Raw genomic sequence first — 17,856 nt, 5'->3', positions numbered from 1 at the left:
CCACCGGTATAGTTCAGTATTCCTGAACAAATGGAGGTGGTTGTGGCGCCGTCACCCGAGTGCGGCACCATCATCCGCGCCGCCCGCCGGGCGCGCGGCTTGACGGTCCGGGACCTCGCGGGGCACCTGCGGGTCAGCCCGGCCACCGTCAGCGCGATCGAGAACGGCAAGACCGGGATCTCGGTGACCCGACTGCGGGAATGCGCCGGCGCGCTGGGCGTCGCCCCCGAACAGCTCCTGGCGGGCACCGTGCCGACACCGGTGAGCAGACCCGGGAAACCGGAGACGGCCGGCTCCGCGGATTCGGCGTCGCACGACTGGCGACGGTTCCCGGACCTGGATCTCGACGGCGTCCTGACCGCGGCCATCGACGCCTTCGTCGAGACCGGCTACCACGGCAGCACGATGCGCGACGTCTCCGCGCGGGCGGGCATGAGCGTGCCCGGGATCTATCACCACTACCCGGACAAGCAGGCCCTGCTGGTGGCGATCCTGGACCTGACCATGACCGAACTGCATCGCCGCGTCGCCGCCGCCCGCGCCGAGGCCACCACCGGCCTGCACGAGGTGCGCCTGGTCGTGGAAGCCCTGGCACTGTTCCACACCCACCGGCAGAAGCTGGCCTTCATCGGGGCCAGTGAGATGCGCAGTCTCAGCCCTGTCAACCGGCAACGCATCGCCGGTTCCCGAAACCAGCTGCAGCACATCCTCGACGACGCCATCGACCGCGCCGCCCGCGAAGGCGACATCGGGCGCGGCGAAATCCTCGGTCACCGGATAGCCGGGCGGGCCATCACCACCATGTGCACCTCGCTGCCGCAGTGGTTCAACCCCGACGGTCCGGCCACACCGGAGCAGACCGCCCGCACCTATGCCGATTTCGCGGTCGCCCTACTCACCGAGCAGGATGTGAACCGTGTCGGGTAAGTGGCAGTTCTGGATCGACCGGGGCGGCACGTTCACCGACATCGTGGCCCGCCGTCCCGACGGGCGGCTGCTCACCCACAAGCTGCTCTCGCAGGATCCGGCCCGGTACCGCGACGCGGCGGTGGCCGGGATCCGTGCCCTGTTGCGGCTCGACGACGCCGCACCGATCCCCGCCGAGCTGATCGAGGCGGTGCGGATGGGCACCACCGTGGCGACCAACGCGCTGCTGGAGCGCGCCGGGGAGCGCACCCTGTTGGTCATCACCGCCGGCTTCGCCGATGCGCTGCGCATCGCCTACCAGAATCGGCCGCGGATCTTCGACCGGCAGATCGTGCTACCCGAGCAGCTCTACGAACGCACCGTCGAGGTCGACGAACGCATCGACGCCGACGGGACCGTGCTGCGGGCACCGGACCTGGCCGCCTTGGGCGAGCAGCTGCGCGCCGCGCACCGCGACGGGTTCCGCTCGGTGGCGGTGGTATGTCTGCACAGTTACCGGAACCCGTTGCACGAAAACATGATCGGCGAACTGGCCGAGCAGCTGGGGTTCACCCAGATCTCACTGTCGGCCGAGGTCAGCCCGCTACCGAAGCTCATACCGCGCGGCGACACCACGGTCGTCGACGCCTACCTGTCGCCGGTGCTGCGCCGTTACGTCGCGCAGGTCGCCGACGAGCTCCGCGGGGTGCCGCTGATGTTCATGCAGTCCAACGGCGGTCTGGCGGCGGCGGATCACTTCCGCGGCAAAGACGCGATCCTGTCCGGTCCGGCCGGCGGAATCGTCGGCATGGTCCGGATGTCGCAGCGCGCCGGATTCCACTCGGTGATCGGCTTCGACATGGGCGGAACCTCCACCGACGTCTCGCATTACAGTGCCGCCGCCGGCGGCGGGTACGAGCGGGTGTTCACCACCGAGGTGGCCGGGGTGCGGTTGCGCTCGCCGATGCTGCACATCCACACCGTCGCAGCCGGCGGTGGCTCGATCCTGCACTTCGACGGCAGCCGATACCGGGTGGGGCCGGAATCCGCAGGGGCCGACCCGGGCCCGGCCTGCTACCGCCGCGGCGGTCCGCTGACGGTCACCGACGCCAACGTCATGCTCGGTCGCATCCAGCCGGGCCATTTCCCGGCGGTGTTCGGCCCGCGCGGCGATGAGTCGCTGGACGCCGCGACGGTGCGGCGGGCCTTCACCGAGCTGGCCGCCGAGATCCTGCTCGCCACCGGCGACGATCGCAGCCCCGAGCAGGTCGCCGAGGGTTTCCTGCGGATCGCGGTGGCCAATATGGCCAACGCGGTCAAGAAGATCTCGGTGGCCAAGGGCCACGACATCACCCGTTATGCGCTGACCACGTTCGGCGGCGCCGGCGGCCAGCACGCGTGCGCGGTCGCCGACGAACTCGGCATCCGCACGGTGCTGGTCCCGCCGATGGCCGGGGTGCTCTCGGCGCTGGGCATCGGATTGGCCGACACCACCGTGATCCGCGAACGCGCAACCGAGCTCGGCCTGGACGCCGCGGCACCGGCCGCTTTGGGCCGGGTCGCCGACGACCTCGAACGGCAGGCGCGCGCCGAACTGGCCGCCCAGGGCATCGGTGCCGATCGGACCCGGGCGACCAGGCGGGTGCACCTGCGCTACCAGGGCACCGACACCTCGATCCCGGTCGATTTCGGCGATATCGCGGCCATGACAACGGCATTCGAGGACATCCACCGCGGCATGTACTCGTTCCTGATGGATCGCCCGCTGATCGCCGAGGCGGTCTCGGTGGAGGCCACCGGCCTGTCCGAACAGCCCGACCTGACCGGGCGGGTCGATGCCGGCACCGACGGCGGGCAGATCGAGTCGGTGCGGCTCTACAGCGGAGGCGCCTGGCGTGACGCGCCGCTGCACCGACGCGAATCACTGACCGGGACGGTGTCGGGACCGGCCATCATCGCCGAGGACAACGCCACCACCGTCGTCGACGACGGCTGGCGGGCCCGGCTGGACGCCGACGGGCAACTGGTGCTGCAACGCCGGGCCGCGGCCGCTCCGCCCGCCGCGGGGACGGCGGCCGACCCGGTGCTGCTGGAGATCTTCAACAACCTGTTCATGGCGATCGCCGAACAGATGGGGACCCGGCTGGAGGCCACCGCGCAGTCGGTGAACATCCGGGAACGGCTGGACTTCTCCTGCGCGCTGTTCGACGCCGACGGCAATCTGGTGGCCAACGCCCCCCACATCCCGGTGCATCTGGGATCGATGGGTGCGACGGTCCAGGAGGTGATCGTCCGGCGTGCCGGCACGATGCGGCCCGGCCAGGTCTACGCGGTCAACGACCCGTACCACGGCGGCACCCACCTGCCCGACATCACCGTGGTCACCCCGGTATACGCCGATTCGGCGAAGCCGGGCGACCCGGTGTTGTTCTTCGTGGCCTCCCGGGGCCATCACGCCGAGATCGGTGGCACCACACCGGGTTCCATGCCCGCCGACAGCACTTCGGTGGTCGAGGAGGGGGTGCTGTTCGACAACTGGCTGCTGGTCGAGGACGGCCGGTTCCGGGAAGCCGAGACCCGGGACCTGCTGACCGGAGCGACGTTCGCATCCCGCAACCCGGACACCAATCTCGCCGACCTGCGCGCCCAGATCGCCGCCAACCAGAAGGGCATCGACGAGATCCGTTCCATGATCGCCCATTTCGGACTGGACGTCGTGCAGGCCTATATGCGGCACGTCCAGGACAACGCCGAGGAGGCCGTGCGGCGCGTCATCGATTCACTGAGCGACGGGCGGTACCGCTACGAGATGGACTCCGGGGCGGTGATCTCGGTCGAGGTCACCGTCGACCGCGTCGCCCGTAGCGCCGCCATCGACTTCGCGGGAACATCGGCGCAGTTGACCACCAATTTCAATGCGCCGTCCTCGGTGGCCACCGCCGCGGTGCTCTACGTGTTCCGCACCCTGGTCGACGACGACATCCCGATCAACGACGGCTGCCTGCGGCCACTGCAGATCTCGATCCCGGCCGGGACCATGTTGTCGCCGGCGTACCCGGCGGCGGTGGTGGCCGGCAACGTCGAGACGTCGCAGGCGATCACCGGCGCGCTGCTGGCCGCCCTGGGCGTGCAGGCGGAGGGCTCCGGAACCATGAACAACGTGACGTTCGGCAACGCCGGGCACCAGTACTACGAGACCCTGGGCTGCGGCTCCGGCGCCGGGGCGGGCTTCCACGGCGCCTCGGTGGTCCAGACCCACATGACCAACTCGCGGCTCACCGACCCCGAGATTTTGGAGATGCGACTTCCGGTGTTGTTGCGCGAGTATGCGATCCGGCGCGGCAGCGGTGGGGCGGGCCGCTGGCACGGCGGGGACGGCGGCGTGCGCCGGCTGGAGTTCCGGGAGCCGATGACGGTCAGTGTGCTGACCGGGCACCGGCGGTTCGCGCCCTACGGGATGGCCGGCGGGCAGACCGGCGCGCTGGGCCACAACCGGGTGGACCGCGCGGACGGCACCATCACCGAACTGGCCGGCTGCGATTCCACCGACGTGGGGCCCGGCGACGTGCTGGTCATCGAGACCCCCGGCGGCGGCGGGTACGGCGAGCCGGCGTCCTGACCGTTTCCCGCCGGGATCCGCCCGCGCCACGGCGGGCGGGTTAGTCTCACGCGATGGGGGACCGATGGAGCCGACGAGGATTTCTCGGCGCCTGCGCGGCGGCCGGCGCCGGCGCGCTGCTGGCGTCGTGCTCGTCGCAGGACCAGCACGACGACGGCGCGACCGGGCCGGCCACCGTCACCCACCTCTTCGGCGAGACGACCATCCCGGAGCCGCCCGGTCGGGTGGTCTGCGCCGGCTACACCGGGCAGGACGACCTGTTGGCGCTGGGCGTGGTCCCGATCGCGGTGACCGACTGGTTCGGCGAGCAGCCCTGCGCGGTGTGGCCCTGGGCGCAGCGACAACTCGGCGACGCCAAACCGGTGGTGCTGAGCCTGGACGGCGGGATCGCGGTCGGCAAGATCGCCGAGCTGAAGCCGGATCTGATCATCGCGACGAACGCCGGGGTGGACGCCGAGACCTACCGAAAACTGTCGGCGATCGCGCCGACGGTGGCGCAGTCCGGCGGCGACGCCTTCTTCGAGCCGTGGCGGATCCAGGCGACCACCATCGGCCGGGCCGTCCGTCGAGCCCAGCAGATGCAGGCGCTGATCGACGGTGTCGACGCCGGGTTCGCCGAAGTCGCGGCCGCGCATCCCGGATTCAAAGGCAAGAAGGCCCTGCTGCTGGCGGGCCGCCTGGAGCGGGACACCGCCGACGCCGCCACCGGGTGGCGAACGGACTTTCTCGGTCAGATGGGGTTGACGGTCGCCGACGCTCCGGCGGTGATCGAGCGCGACCGCCTCAGGTCCACACTCGGTGACGCGGACGTGGTGATCTGGACGACCGAGTCCGACGACGAACGCCGGGCCCTGCTCGACGATCCCGACATCGCCGCATACGCGTCACGCTGTGTCTTCACCACCAAGGACCAGGCCGGCGCGATCGCGTTCGCGTCCCCGCTGAGCTATCCGTTGGTGGCCGCCCAGCTACCGACGCTGATCGCCGAGGCGATCGGATAGGACCCGACTTTGCGCGTTCGGTAAGACCCCTCTGGCATACCCCGCAGAATTGTGTTCCAGATCACTATTGGCGGTCATTCGGGACTACGGTCGTGGCATGAGCGCGACATTGGACTTCACCGACCTCACCGAGACCGAGCGGATCCTGGACTACGGCGACCGAGCACTCCTGCTGCAGTTCGACTCCACCGCCGAGGTGCTGGAATGGACTGCGGCGCTGCATCGCGCCGCACTGCCCGGGGTGGTCGACATCATCCCCGCCTCACAGACGGTGCTGGTGAAGCTCGCCGCTCCCCGCTACCGGGTGGGCGTGCGGCGGCGCCTGCCGGCCCTCGACGTCACCCCGGTCGCCGCGGCGGCGCCGTCCGATACACCGGACGTGGTGATCGACGTCGTCTACGACGGACCCGATCTGGCCGAGGTGGCCGAGGCGACCGGGTTGAGCGTCGCCCAGGTCATCCACGCCCACACCGCCACGCCCTGGACGGTGGGGTTCGGCGGTTCGACCCCGGGTTTCGCCTATCTGCTCGGCGGTGACCCCCGACTGCAGGTGCCGCGCCGCCCGGAGTTGCGGGCCGCCGTGCCGGCCGGTTCGGTGGCGTTGGCCGGCCGATTCAGCGGTATCTATCCACGGCAGTGGCCGGGCGGGTGGCAGTTGATCGGCCGCACCGACGCCGTGTTGTGGGACCTGGACCGCCCCGCTCCGGCGCTGTTGACGCCGGGCCTGTCGGTGCAGTTCCGGGCCGCGTGAAACCGACGGGAAGGGACGAGATCGTGACGACCACTTTGGAGATCCTGCACACCGGCCCGCTGGCGCTGGTCGAAGATCTGGGCCGGGCCGGGCTGGGGCACCTCGGGGTCAGCCCGTCCGGCGCCGCAGACCGTCGCTCGCACACTCTGGCCAACCGGTTGCTGGCCAATCCCGACGACCGGGCCACCATCGAGGTGGCGTTCGGCGGGCTGTCCGTGCGGGTCCGCGGTGGTGACGTCGACATCGCGGTCACCGGTGCCGACACCGATCCCGACGTCGACGGGGTCAGCTTCGGCACCAACAGCATTCAGCGCGTCCGCGATGGGCAGGTGGTGTCCCTGGGCCGGCCGCGATCGGGGCTGCGCAGCTATCTGGGGGTGCGCGGCGGTATCGAGGTCACTCCGGTGCTGGGTTCGCGCAGTTACGACGTGATGAACGCGATCGGCCCGTCGCCGCTGCGCGACGGCGATGTGTTGCAGATCGGCGAGCGGGCCGGCCACTATCCGGAGATCGACCAGGCACCGGTGGCGACCATCACCGACGACGTGGTCGAGTTGCGGGTGACGCCCGGACCCCGCGACGACTGGTTCGTCGATCCCGACATCATGGTGCGGACCAACTGGCTGGTGAGCAACCGCAGCGACCGGGTCGGCATGCGCCTGGTGGGGATGCCCCTGGAGTACCGCTGGCCCGACCGGCAACTGCCGGCGGAGGGCGCGGACCGGGGCGCCATCCAGATCCTGCCGAACGGGTTTCCGATCATCTTGGGACCCGACCATCCGGTGACGGGCGCCTATCCGGTGGTCGGGGTGGTGGTCGATGAGGACATCGACACCTTGGCGCAGGTGCGGCCCGGGCAGACCGTACGCATGCACTGGTCGCACCCGCGGCACCACCCGTCCGCTCCCTGGTAGGTGGGCCGGGTGCCCCGTCAGGTTCACACCGCTCGGCTGATCCACACCAGCGATCTCGACGACGAGACCCGTCGCGGTGCCCGCCGACTGGTCACCGAGGCCTCCGGGGGCACGCTCTCCGACGCCGATTGGCAGCACGCGCTCGGCGGCATGCACGCCCTGATCTGGCAGCGCGGGGTGTTGATCGCCCACGGCGCGGTGATCCGGCGCCAACTTCTGCACGGCGGGCGCTCGCTGCGCTGCGGGTACGTCGAAGCGGTCACGGTGCGGGCGGACCATCGCGAGCGGGGGTTGGGCACCGCGGTGCTCAATGCCTGCGAGCAGGTGATCCGGGGCGCCTTCGAGCTCGGCGCGCTGAGCTCTTCCGGCATCAGCCGCCGGCTCTACAGCGCGCGCGGATGGCTGCCGTGGGGCGGGCCGACATCCGTGTTGGCGCCGACCGGCCCCCTCCGCACCCCGGAGGCCGACGGCACCGTCTTCGTTCTGCCGACCGGGGCGGAGTTGGACACCGCCGGGGCACTGGCGTGCGATTGGCGCGACGGCAGCGTCTGGTAGCGGCACCGCCGCCACCGCGGCGAATTTATCTAAGAATCGGCCGTGAAATTGACACAGCTGCCGGATTCATCATTAACTTAAGTCCGTCCGGTGTGCGGCGCGGTGACGGTACGGATGCGTACCACAATTCCCGGTGGTCGTCGCCGAAAGCCGGGTAGCTGCCGCGTTGAGCTGGGCGTTTCCGTGCCATCCTGCGGGCCGGAACCGCCCGGACGACCCGGCGTCGGGCACGGGACGGGGAGCGAATTCACAGCAACCTGCCACTCTCCTGCCAATCAGCGTCGAGGGCCCTTTTCAGGGCGCCCGCGCACCACAAGTGGCCTTATGGTGTGTCCGTCACGGCCTGTCCGACGATGAACAGCCTTCACCTGGAGAAGCACCCCATGCTGTACGAGTTCTGGAACAACTTCACCCACAACTTGTTCAAGCCGCTGCTGCTCTTCTTCTACATGGGATTCCTCATCCCGCTGCTGAAGATCCCGTTCGAGTTCCCCTACGTGCTGTATCAGGGCCTCACGCTGTACCTGCTGCTGGCGATCGGCTGGCACGGCGGCGAACAGTTGGCCACCATCGACGCCTCCAGCGTCGGCGGCGTACTGGGCTTCATCGTGCTGGGCTTCCTGACCAATCTGGTCATCGGATTCTTCGCCTACTGGCTGCTGAGCCGGGTCACCAAGATGCGAGGTGTCGACCGGGCCACCGTGGCCGGCTATTACGGGTCGGACTCGGCGGGAACGTTCGCGACCTGTCTGGGTGTGCTCACCACCCTCGACATCGCGTTCGACGCCTACATGCCGGTGATGCTGGCCATCATGGAGATCCCCGGCTGCATCGTGGCGCTGGTCCTGGTGGCCCGGATGCGGGCCCGCCAGATGGACCCGCAGGGCAACCTGCCCGGCGAGCCCGCCTACAACCCGACGGCCACCCGGCAACTCGTCGGCGCCCACGCCGGCGGCGGTACCGCCACGATCACCTCCGGGCAGGGCGGCGACGACGGGATCGAGCTCCCCCCGGACGGGCCGGATCAGCCGCGCACCGGATCGGTCGCCACGGGGCCCGCACCGGGGCACCGGGCACTGCTGCGCGAAGTACTGCTGAATCCGGGACTGTTCCTGCTGATCGGTGGCGTCGCCATCGGTTTCGTCAGTGCCCTGCAAGGTGATTCCGTCGTCGCCGACGGCGACCACGTCTTCGTCACCGCGTTCCAGGGCATGCTGTGCCTGTTCCTGCTCGAGATGGGGATGACGTCGTCGCGCAAACTCAAAGACCTACGTTCGGCGGGGCGCGGATTGATCGCATTCGGACTCTTGGCACCGAATCTCTTCGCCACGTTCGGCATCGTGCTCCTGCACACCTATTCGCAGCTCACCGGTATGCGTTTCGAGCTGGGCAGCTACGTGCTGTTCGCGGTGCTGTGCGGCGCCGCCTCCTACATCGCCGTTCCCGCCGTGCAACGGATGGCGATCCCCGAAGCCAGTCCGACCGTGCCGCTTGCGGCGTCGCTGGGGTTGACGTTCTCCTACAACGTCACCATCGGCATTCCGCTGTATCTGCAGATCTCCAAGGCCGTCAACTCCTGGCTGCCAGTCAGCTGACAGCAGGTTCCCAACGAACGCACTGCGCCGGTCAATTCTCGATTTTCCAGGCGAAACAACCTGCGCGGAACTGCAATCGGTGATCCACGACACCTGGTGACCGGGTGGCGTACCTCCCATTAAGGTTCTGCACCGCGACTTGCCAGATCAGCTGGGTAGGTTCGCACACCGTCCATTCTCGCAACGCTTTTCGCGTGACGGTGACCCCAGAGCCGCAGGAGATCTCATGCCGAACGGTCATATCACCAACTTCGATCCCGAAGACACCGCCGCATGGTCGGCCGGCAACGCCGCCGTGGCGCGCCGCAACCTGATCTGGTCCACCGTCAGCACGCACATCGCGTTCTCCATCTGGTCGCTGTGGTCGGTGGTGGTGCTGTTCATGCCCGAATCGGTCTACGGCATCACCGCGGGCGACAAGCTGCTGCTGGCCGCGGTCGCCACTCTGGTCGGTGGATGCGTCCGGATCCCCTACGTGCGGGCCAACACCAGATTCGGCGGCCGGACCTGGACGGTGTTCTCCTCACTGATCCTGTTGGTCCCGACGGTCGGGACACTGCTGCTGCTGGTCAGCCCCGGCCGGCCGCTGTGGATGTACCTGGCCTGCGCGGCCCTGACCGGGCTCGGCGGCGGCAACTACGCTGCGGCGCTCGCCAACGTCGACGCCTACTACCCGCAGCGCCTCAAGGGTGTCGCGCTCGGGTTGTGCGGCGGCATCGGAAACCTGGGAGTGGCGGCCATCCAGCTGGTGGGTCTACTGATACTGGCCACCCTCGGTAACGCCCGCCCGGAGCTGGTCTGCTCGATCTACCTGGTTGCGATCGCCGTCACCGGTATCGGTGCCGCGCTGTGGATGGACAACCTCGACCACGGCATGGAGGAGGTGGGCAGCATCCGGTCGATCCTGTCCATGGGCGACAGCACCGTCGTGTCGGCGCTGTACTGCGCGGCGTTCGGTTCGTTCATCGGATTCGCCTTCGCGTTCGCCCAGGTACTGCACGTCACCTTCGAGAAGGCCGGTCACAGCCCCGCCGAGGCCGCCCTCTACGCCGCCCGAATCGCATTCGTGGGACCGCTGTTGGGCGCACTGGCCCGCATCTACGGCGGCCGTGTCGCCGACCGCCGCGGCGGGGGTCGGGTGACCTTCGCGGTCTTCGTCGGCATGATTGCGGCATCGGCCGTCCTGGTCGTCACCAGCACCGTCGACGACCACAACAGCCGCGCGACCACGTGGACGATCGCGCTTTACATCGCGGCGTTCATGATGCTTTTCATCCTGGCCGGCATGGGCAACGGATCGGTGCTGAAGATGATCCCGTCGATCTTCGAGGCCCGCAGCCGGTCACTGGACTGCAGCGAGGCGCAGCGCCGGCACTGGGCGCGTTCGCATTCCGGCGCACTGATCGGATTCGCGACCTCGGTCGGGGCACTCGGCGGAGTCGCCATCAACCTGGTGCTGCGCCAGGCCTACGCCAGCACCGGTACCGAGACCCCGGCGTTCTGGTTTTTCCTGGCTTCGTACTGCGCCGCAGCGGCTTTGACCTGGGCGATGTACATCCGGCGGCCACCGCGGATTCCGGCCGGGCCAAGCAACCGGATTGAGCGGGGCAACGAAACCGTTTCGGTGTGACCGGAACCACCGGGAGATGGAGCAACCGTCCGGCAACCGATCGGTAACACAGCTGAAATCGGCTCGGTCTAAATCTTGTACATGGGCACCGCCGTACACGCCGCCGGTCACGTCATCGTGATCGAGGACAACCGCGTTCTGGTCGACGGAATCGTCCGGCCGGTCTCGCCCGCCGGTCTGGCCACCCTGCGTGCCCTGGCCGACCGGCCGGGGACCGTCGTCACCCGCGACACGCTGTTGCGGGTCCTGCCCGGGCACGGCACCAGCACGCACGCCGTCGACACCGCCGTGCTCCGACTCCGAATGGCGCTGGGGGACGGCCATATCGTCGCCACGGTGGTCAAGCGCGGCTATCGCCTGGCGGTCGACGGTGAACGGGGTGCGGCATGATCCCCGTTCTGGTCGCGCACGGAACCCGTCGCACCGAGGGTGTGGTCATGATCGGCGAACTGGCCGAACGGGTCTCGACCTTGCTGACGCAACCTGTCCGGGTGGCGTTCGTGGACGTGCTGGGCCCCAGCCCGCTGGAAGTCCTTGCCTCCGAGGCGCACAGCGGTCGGCCGGCGGTGCTCGTTCCGGCGTTCCTGGCCCGCGGCTATCACGTCGGTGTCGACGTACCGACCCATGTGGCGGCAAGTGGCCACCCGGACGTCACGATCACGCCGTCGCTGGGGCCCGACCGCCGGGTCGCCGCGGTGGTCGCCGCCCGCCTCATCGAAGCCGGTTGGCGCAGCGGCGACTCGGTGATCCTGGCCGCGGCCGGCTCCTCGGATCCGATCGCCCGCACCGATCTGACCCGGGCCGCTGCGATGCTGTCGGGGTTACTCGGGGAACCCGTCGAGGTGGCCTTCGCCGCCACCGGCGGCCCCGGTGTGCCCGAAGCGGTCGCGGCGCTGCGCGATCGCGGGGCCTCCCGAGTGGTGATCGCGTCATACCTGTTGGCCGACGGCCTGTTCCAACGCCGGCTGCACGACGCCGGTGCCGACGTGGTGACCGCCCCGCTGGGCACCCATCCCGGTATCGCCCGCGTCGTCGCCGATCGCTTCCGCACCGCGCTGACCCGGATTCCCGTGTCCGTCAATGAATTCGGGGACCGACGCTAGCGGTGTGAGCAGAAGTTCACCGGCCGGTCACGTTGAGCAGCACGGCGGTAATGTGAGATTTCTACCGTTGCCCCATGCCACGTTCACACGAGATAACCCAGTGGGACCCCGAAGACACCGCCGCCTGGGAGGCCGGCAACGACAAGATCGCCCGCCGGAACCTGATCTGGTCGACCGTCGCCGAACACGTCGGCTTCTCGATCTGGTCGATCTGGTCGGTGATGGTGTTGTTCATGCCGGAATCGGTGTACGGCTTCACCTCCGGCGACAAGTTTCTGCTGGCGGCGACCGCGACGCTCGCCGGCGGCGTGCTGCGGCTACCGTATTCGCTGGCCACGGCGGCGTTCGGTGGCCGCAATTGGACGATCTTCTCCGCGCTGGTGTTGCTGATCCCGACCGTCGGGATGATGGCACTGCTGGCCCACCCCGGGCTGCCGCTCTGGCCGTACCTGGTGTGCGCGGCCCTGACCGGTCTGGGCGGCGGCAATTTCGCCGCGTCGATGACCAACGTGAACGCCTTCTACCCGCTCCGGCTCAAGGGCTGGGCACTGGCGGTCAACGCCGGCGGCGGCAATCTGGGCGTACCGCTGGTCCAGCTCGCCGGGCTCGCGGTGTTGGCGACCGCCGGTAACCGGCAGCCGTATTGGGTATGTGCCGGCTACCTGGTTTTCCTTGCGGTCGCCGCGATCGGGGCCGCCCTGTTCATGGACAACCTCGCCGGCCAGCGGGCCGACTTGACCGCGATGCGCTCGATCCTGCCCAAGCTGGACACCTGGATCGTCGCGCTGCTCTACATCGGAACGTTCGGGTCGTTCATCGGGTTCTCGTTCGCGTTCGGCCAGGTGTTGCAGATCAACTACCTCAGCAGCGGCCAGTCCGCCGCGCAGGCCTCGCTGCACGCGGCTCAGATCGCCTTCGTAGGACCGTTGTTGGGGTCGTTGGCCCGGATCGCCGGTGGACGTCTCGCCGACCGCGTCGACGGTGGGCGGGTGACTTTGGCGGCCTTCGGCGGATTGTTCCTGGCGTCGGGACTGCTGGTGGCCGTCAGCATGTTCGACGCGCGCCGTGCGGGTCCCACCGCCGGCCCCGTCATGGTCGGCTACATCGTCGGCTTCGTTGCGCTGTTCATCGTCTCGGGGATCGGCAACGGCTCGGTGTACAAGATGATTCCGGCCGTCTTCGAGGCTCAAAGCCACAACCTGGGATTGCACGAAAGCAGTCGGCGACAGTGGTCGCGGGCCATGGCGGGCGCGCTGATCGGATTCGCGGGGGCGATCGGCGCATTGGGCGGTGTGGGTATCAATCTCGCGCTGCGGCAGTCCTACAGCGCCAGCGGCTCGGCGACCACCGCGTTCTGGATCTTCCTGGTCGGCTACGTCTTCGCCGCGGGCCTGACGTGGTTGCGGTATGTGCGGCGCCCGCTGCTGGCCGGCCGGCCCGCCGGGGCTGCGCTGGCACCGGCGTAGCCGGTGTGGCCGGCCTGCCCCCGATGATCCTTGTCGGTCCGGGGCAGGCCGGACGCCCACCGGCGTTCGATGGCCGGGACTACCAGTGCCGCAGTGCCGTTGGACGGCGGTTCTGCGACGTCGAACAATGGCGGGGACCAGCTGTACTGACCACGGACGTTGCATCGGCTACCTGCTCGGTATCCATCCTTCAACGGTGCATCGGGTGCGGGCCCGCTACGGGTTCGCCAAGCTGCGCCGGCCCGACCACGCCACCGGACCGGTCGCGCGTCGGATGGAGTCAGCGCACTGCGGCGAGTTGGTCCACGTCGATGTCAAGAAGCTGGGCAGTATCCACACCGCCATCGACGCCCACTCGCGGCCGGCTTACTCCGAGCTTCTGGATGCGCGCCAACGCCTGGTTTCGGGAGTGTGGCATCGTGGCGCGAACGGTGTTGACCGACAACGGATCCTGCTATCGCTCACACGCCTACCGGCCGCAGACCAATGGCAAGGTGGAGCGATTCCACCGCGGCCACACCGCACTCGGCGTCCAACCACCCATCAGCCGACTCGCCGCCTGACAGGTCACGACACCTAGGCGACGGCCTGCCGATCGTGGCTCTGGCCGATCTGCACGTAGCCGTCCTCGGTGATCCGGGTCGGAAAGACCTGCACCGAGATGCTGGGGTCATCCAGGCAGCTGCCGTCGTCGAAGGCGAACGCCTGCTTCTTCAGCGGCGAGATGACCGAAAGACGCCCGCCGCGGTCACCGACGATGCCGCGCGAGAGCACCGCGGCCCGGAAGAACGGGTCGATGTTGCACACCGCGCGGACCGAACCGTCGTCGAGGCGGAACAACGCGGCCTGCTTGCCGTCGTCGAGCAGCACGCCCACCCCCAGGCCGGGGATCAGGCTGTCGTAGCGGCAGGCGGTGATCCAGGTGTCGATGTTGTGGATGGTCATGATTCCTCCTCAGGCGAACGCAGTACCGGGATGGGCAGCGGAACTTTTCGGCCGTCACGTTCGGTGAACGCGACGGTGGGGTCTTCGGCACCGGGGGCGTTGACGAACGACACGAAGCGCGACAGCTTCTCCGGGTCGTCGAGGACGCCCTTCCATTCGTCGGCGTAGTTGTCGACGTGGCGGGCCATCTCGGCTTCGAACTCCGCGGCCAGGCCCAGCGAGTCCTCGCAGACGACCTCCCGCAGGTGTTCGAGCCCGCCTTCGAGCGACTCGAGCCACGGTGCGGTGCGTTGCAGGCGGTCGGCGGTTCGGATGTAGAACATCAGGAACCGGTCGATGTACCGGAAGACGGTCTCGGTGTCGAGGTCGCCGGCCAGCAACTGGGCGTGCTTGGGCGACATGCCGCCGTTGCCCCCGACGTAGAGGTTCCAGCCGACCTCGGTGGCGATCACGCCGACGTCCTTGCCACGCGCCTCGGCGCATTCCCGGGCGCAGCCCGACACACCCATCTTGATCTTGTGCGGGGCACGCAGGCCCCGGTAGCGCAGCTCCAGGTCGATGGCCATCTTGACCGAGTCCTGCTGGCCGTACCGGCACCAGTCACTGCCCACGCAGCTCTTCACGGTCCGCAGCGACTTGCCGTAGGCCTGACCGGATTCCATCCCGGCGTCGACGAGTCGGCGCCAGATGTCGGGCAGCTGATCCACCCGGGCGCCGAACATGTCGATGCGCTGACCGCCGGTGATCTTGGTGTACAGGCCGTATTCCTGGGCGATCTGGCCGATCAGGATGAGGTGCTCGGGTTTGATCTCGCCGCCGGGCACCCGGGGCACCACCGAGTAGCTGCCGTTGCGCTGGATGTTGGCCAGGAAGTGGTCGTTGGTGTCCTGCAGGGCGGCCTGCTCACCCTCGAGGATGTGCTCGGATCCGGTGGAGGCCAGGATGGAGGCGACGGTGGGTTTGCAGATGTCGCAGCCGTGTCCCGTCCCGAAGCGGTCCAGCAGTTCGGAGAACGTCCGGATCCGCGTCGCCTGGATGATCTCGAAAAGCTCTGCGCGCGACTGGCTGAAGTGTTCGCAGAGCGCCTTGGACTGCTCCACGCCCTCGGCGACCAGCAGCTCCTTGAGCAGCGGGATGCAGGAACCGCACGAGGTGCCGGCCTTGGTGCAGCCCTTCAGGCTCTGCACGTCGTGGCAGCCGTCGGCGATCGCGTCGCAGAGCTGCGTCTTGGTGACGTTGTTGCAGGAGCAGATCTGCGCCGACCCGGGCAGTGCCGCGATCCCCAGCGACGTCTTGCCCTCACCGGTTCCGGCCGGCGCGATCAGATCCAGTGGGTCCCCGGGCAGTTCGGCACCGACCATCGGCCGCAGCACACCGTAGGACGAGGCGTCGCCGACCAGGATTCCGCCGAGCAGGGTCTTGGCGTCGTCGGAGAGCACCAGCTTGGCGTAGGTGCGCTTGACGGGGTCGTTGATCACCACCGACAGCGAGTTCTCGGTCGCCCCCATCGCGTCGCCGAAGCTGGCCACGTCGACACCGAGCAGTTTGAGCTTGGTGGACATGTCCGCTTCGCCGAATTGCGCGTCACCGTGCAGCACCCGGTCCGCGACCACCTCGGCGCTGGTGTAGCCGGGCCCGACCAGGCCGTAGCAGACACCTTCGATGGCGGCCACCTCGCCGATGGCGTACACGTCCGGTTCGCTGGTGCGGCAGGACAAGTCGGTCAGGACGCCGCCACGCTCGGCGATCGCCAGCCCCGCCTCGCGGGCGAGTTCGTCACGCGGGCGCACCCCGGCGGCGAAGATCACCAGTCCGGCCTCGATCGCGGTGCCGTCGGAGAGCCGCACCTGCAGGGTGGGCGAACCGAACTGGTGGGTGAGCTGCTCGATGGATTCGGTGCCGACACCGACGTGCACCGAGATCCCCAGCTCGGCGATCATCCGGCTGAGCAGTACACCGCCGGCGTCGTCGAGTTGCTGGGGCATCAGGCGCGGCGCCATCTCGACGATGTGCGGCTCGATCCCGGACGCGCGCAGCGCGTTCGCCGCTTCCAAGCCCAGCAGGCCGCCACCGATCACCACGCCGGCCCGGGTGTGGCCGGCTTCGAGCATGCACTCGATGTCGGTACGGATCCCGTCGAGGTCGTCGAGCGTCCGGTAGACGTGGCAGCCGGGCAGATCGTGGCCGGGCACCGGCGGAACGAAGGCGCGCGAACCGGTCGCCAACACCAGGGTGTCGTAGCCGAAGCGTTGACCGTCGGCGGCGACCACCGACTTGCCGGCCAGGTCCACCTCGGCGACCCGGGTGCTCAGCAGCAGCCGCACGTGGTCGTCGCCGGCGTAGTCGTTACCGGGCAGCGCCAGGCGGGATCGATCCCATCCGTCGGTGTAGGCGGTCAGGCCGACCCGGTCGTAGGCGGGGTCGGATTCCTCGGCCAGCACGGTGACCCGCCAGTCGCCGCCGCCGGCCCTGCCGCGCAGCGTCTCCACGAAGCGATGGCCGACCATGCCATGCCCGACGACGACGAGATCCCGGACAGCGCGGGGGGTTTCGATCGTGGTCATGCCGTCGACGGTAGAAACTCCATGTTGCGCGAATATCGCCACACGTTACATCCGTGTGACGGTGTACTCACCGGGGCGTGAGCCTGTTCACCGACCCGCAATGGTGTGCATTTGTTCACTCTGGGCAAAACCGGAACTTTAGCGGGGTCGACTCAAGTTCTACCCACTGACGGACCGGTCACCCGCCGGCACGCAGCAATCGATCAAGGAGACAGCCATGAGCACCCTGACCCTGTGGCAGCACCCGTTCCGCCCCTTCGACACCGACCGCTGGGTACGCGACGTCTTCGGCCCGGCCACGGCCGACGACTGGAAGCCGGGCCCGGCGAGCGGGTTCCGGCCGGCCGCCGAGATCACCAAGGACGGCGACGACGCGGTCGTGCGCCTGGAACTGCCCGGCATCGACGTCGACAAGGACGTGACGGTCGAACTCGACGGCGGCCGCCTCGTGGTGCACGGCGAACGCCACGACGCGCATGCCGAGACCGAAGCCGGCGCCAACCGCACACTGCGCGAGGTGCGTTACGGCGCGTTCCGCCGCTCGTTCGCGATCCCGGCCCACGTCACCGGTGACGCGGTGTCGGCGTCCTACGACGCCGGCGTGCTGACGGTACGCGTGGCCGGGGTCTACGCCGGTTCGCAGCCGCAACGGATCGCGATCACCAAATAGCCAGGCCGGGCACCCGCCCCCTCGGGACCGGCCTCCCCCAAAGCCCCCGCACGCCTAGCGTGCGGGGGCTTTTCGGCACCGGCGCAACCACCCTCAGAACGTGATCTGTCTCACGTTCGGTTCCCGATGTGACTAGC

The 17,856-nt window shown here is 68.9% G+C and carries 13 protein-coding genes and 2 pseudogenes; 13 read left to right on the top strand and 2 right to left on the bottom strand.

Translation table 11 applies throughout. The features are described from left to right. Nucleotides 1–30 precede the first annotated feature (30 nt). The 12 genes and pseudogenes from RCP38_RS01050 to RCP38_RS00995 form a co-directional block, all read left to right on the top strand. Nucleotides 31–927: a TetR-type transcription factor C-terminal domain-containing protein gene (locus tag RCP38_RS01050; protein WP_308474859.1), complete on the top strand. Its 897-nt coding sequence runs from the start codon at nt 31–33 to the stop codon at nt 925–927. Next, nucleotides 917–4,525 (top strand): hydantoinase B/oxoprolinase family protein, encoded by a 3,609-nt coding sequence (locus tag RCP38_RS01045; RefSeq protein ID WP_308474858.1) that lies wholly within the window; start codon nt 917–919, stop codon nt 4,523–4,525. Before RCP38_RS01050 ends, RCP38_RS01045 begins: the two co-directional genes overlap by 11 nt. A gap of 53 nt (nt 4,526–4,578) precedes the next feature. Beyond that, on the top strand, nt 4,579–5,526 hold the full coding sequence (locus RCP38_RS01040; protein ID WP_308474857.1) for an ABC transporter substrate-binding protein: 948 nt from the start codon (nt 4,579–4,581) through the stop codon (nt 5,524–5,526). A gap of 97 nt (nt 5,527–5,623) precedes the next feature. Further along, nucleotides 5,624–6,277 (top strand): 5-oxoprolinase subunit B family protein, encoded by a 654-nt coding sequence (locus tag RCP38_RS01035; protein WP_308474856.1) that lies wholly within the window; start codon nt 5,624–5,626, stop codon nt 6,275–6,277. A gap of 23 nt (nt 6,278–6,300) precedes the next feature. Then, nucleotides 6,301–7,191, top strand: coding sequence for a 5-oxoprolinase/urea amidolyase family protein (locus RCP38_RS01030; protein WP_308474855.1), 891 nt, complete (start codon nt 6,301–6,303; stop codon nt 7,189–7,191). A 9-nt stretch (nt 7,192–7,200) separates the two neighbouring features. Continuing rightward, on the top strand, nt 7,201–7,746 hold the full coding sequence (locus RCP38_RS01025) for a GNAT family N-acetyltransferase (RefSeq protein ID WP_308474854.1): 546 nt from the start codon (nt 7,201–7,203) through the stop codon (nt 7,744–7,746). Between the two features lie 383 nt (nt 7,747–8,129). After that, complete coding sequence (locus RCP38_RS01020) at nt 8,130–9,341, top strand: sodium-dependent bicarbonate transport family permease (protein ID WP_308477457.1); 1,212 nt, start codon at nt 8,130–8,132, stop codon at nt 9,339–9,341. A 226-nt stretch (nt 9,342–9,567) separates the two neighbouring features. After that, nucleotides 9,568–10,971 (top strand): MFS transporter, encoded by a 1,404-nt coding sequence (locus RCP38_RS01015; RefSeq protein WP_308474853.1) that lies wholly within the window; start codon nt 9,568–9,570, stop codon nt 10,969–10,971. 99 nt (nt 10,972–11,070) lie between these two features. Continuing rightward, a pseudogene (locus tag RCP38_RS01010) lies at nt 11,071–11,361 on the top strand (winged helix-turn-helix domain-containing protein); the annotation flags it as partial. Then, a complete protein-coding gene (locus RCP38_RS01005; protein ID WP_308474852.1) occupies nt 11,358–12,074 on the top strand; it encodes a sirohydrochlorin chelatase in 717 nt (238 codons plus the stop codon). The pseudogene RCP38_RS01010 and the gene RCP38_RS01005, both read left to right, overlap by 4 nt. Nucleotides 12,075–12,148: 74 nt before the next feature. Further along, nucleotides 12,149–13,540: a nitrate/nitrite transporter gene (locus tag RCP38_RS01000; RefSeq protein WP_308474851.1), complete on the top strand. Its 1,392-nt coding sequence runs from the start codon at nt 12,149–12,151 to the stop codon at nt 13,538–13,540. Between the two features lie 163 nt (nt 13,541–13,703). Then, nucleotides 13,704–14,103, top strand: a pseudogene (locus RCP38_RS00995) (transposase family protein); the annotation flags it as partial. A 13-nt stretch (nt 14,104–14,116) separates the two neighbouring features. Here the strand turns inward: RCP38_RS00995 and nirD are convergent. Next, nucleotides 14,117–14,485 carry a nitrite reductase small subunit NirD gene (gene nirD / locus RCP38_RS00990; protein WP_308474850.1) on the bottom strand — a complete coding sequence of 123 codons (369 nt, stop codon included), beginning with the start codon at nt 14,483–14,485 and terminating at the stop codon, nt 14,117–14,119. Then, on the bottom strand, nt 14,482–17,049 hold the full coding sequence (gene nirB / locus RCP38_RS00985) for a nitrite reductase large subunit NirB (protein ID WP_308474849.1): 2,568 nt from the start codon (nt 17,047–17,049) through the stop codon (nt 14,482–14,484). The genes nirD and nirB overlap by 4 nt, the downstream gene beginning before the upstream one ends. A 217-nt stretch (nt 17,050–17,266) precedes the next feature. Between nirB and RCP38_RS00980 the strand changes: the two genes are divergently transcribed. Beyond that, nucleotides 17,267–17,719, top strand: coding sequence for an Hsp20/alpha crystallin family protein (locus tag RCP38_RS00980; RefSeq protein WP_308474848.1), 453 nt, complete (start codon nt 17,267–17,269; stop codon nt 17,717–17,719). The last annotated feature ends 137 nt before the right edge of the window (nt 17,720–17,856 follow it).

It is taken from the genome of Mycolicibacter sp. MU0083 (assembly GCF_963378075.1).
GTDB classification, from domain to species: domain Bacteria; phylum Actinomycetota; class Actinomycetes; order Mycobacteriales; family Mycobacteriaceae; genus Mycobacterium; species Mycobacterium kokjensenii.
The sequence above is the reverse complement of the archived record's forward strand: the minus strand, read 5'-3'. Positions and strand labels throughout refer to the sequence as shown.

Bases quoted from the DNA above. Each gene is read 5' to 3' on its own strand.
- RCP38_RS01050 (WP_308474859.1), top strand. From the start codon at position 31: ATGGAGGTGGTTGTGGCGCCGTCACCCGAGTGCGGCACCATCATCCGC.
- RCP38_RS01040 (WP_308474857.1), top strand. From the start codon at position 4,579: ATGGGGGACCGATGGAGCCGACGAGGATTTCTCGGCGCCTGCGCGGCG.
- RCP38_RS01035 (WP_308474856.1), top strand. From the start codon at position 5,624: ATGAGCGCGACATTGGACTTCACCGACCTCACCGAGACCGAGCGGATC.
- RCP38_RS01020 (WP_308477457.1), top strand. From the start codon at position 8,130: ATGCTGTACGAGTTCTGGAACAACTTCACCCACAACTTGTTCAAGCCG.
- RCP38_RS01015 (WP_308474853.1), top strand. From the start codon at position 9,568: ATGCCGAACGGTCATATCACCAACTTCGATCCCGAAGACACCGCCGCA.
- RCP38_RS01005 (WP_308474852.1), top strand. From the start codon at position 11,358: ATGATCCCCGTTCTGGTCGCGCACGGAACCCGTCGCACCGAGGGTGTG.
- RCP38_RS01000 (WP_308474851.1), top strand. From the start codon at position 12,149: ATGCCACGTTCACACGAGATAACCCAGTGGGACCCCGAAGACACCGCC.
- nirD (WP_308474850.1), bottom strand. From the start codon at position 14,485: ATGACCATCCACAACATCGACACCTGGATCACCGCCTGCCGCTACGAC.
- nirB (WP_308474849.1), bottom strand. From the start codon at position 17,049: ATGACCACGATCGAAACCCCCCGCGCTGTCCGGGATCTCGTCGTCGTC.
- RCP38_RS00980 (WP_308474848.1), top strand. From the start codon at position 17,267: ATGAGCACCCTGACCCTGTGGCAGCACCCGTTCCGCCCCTTCGACACC.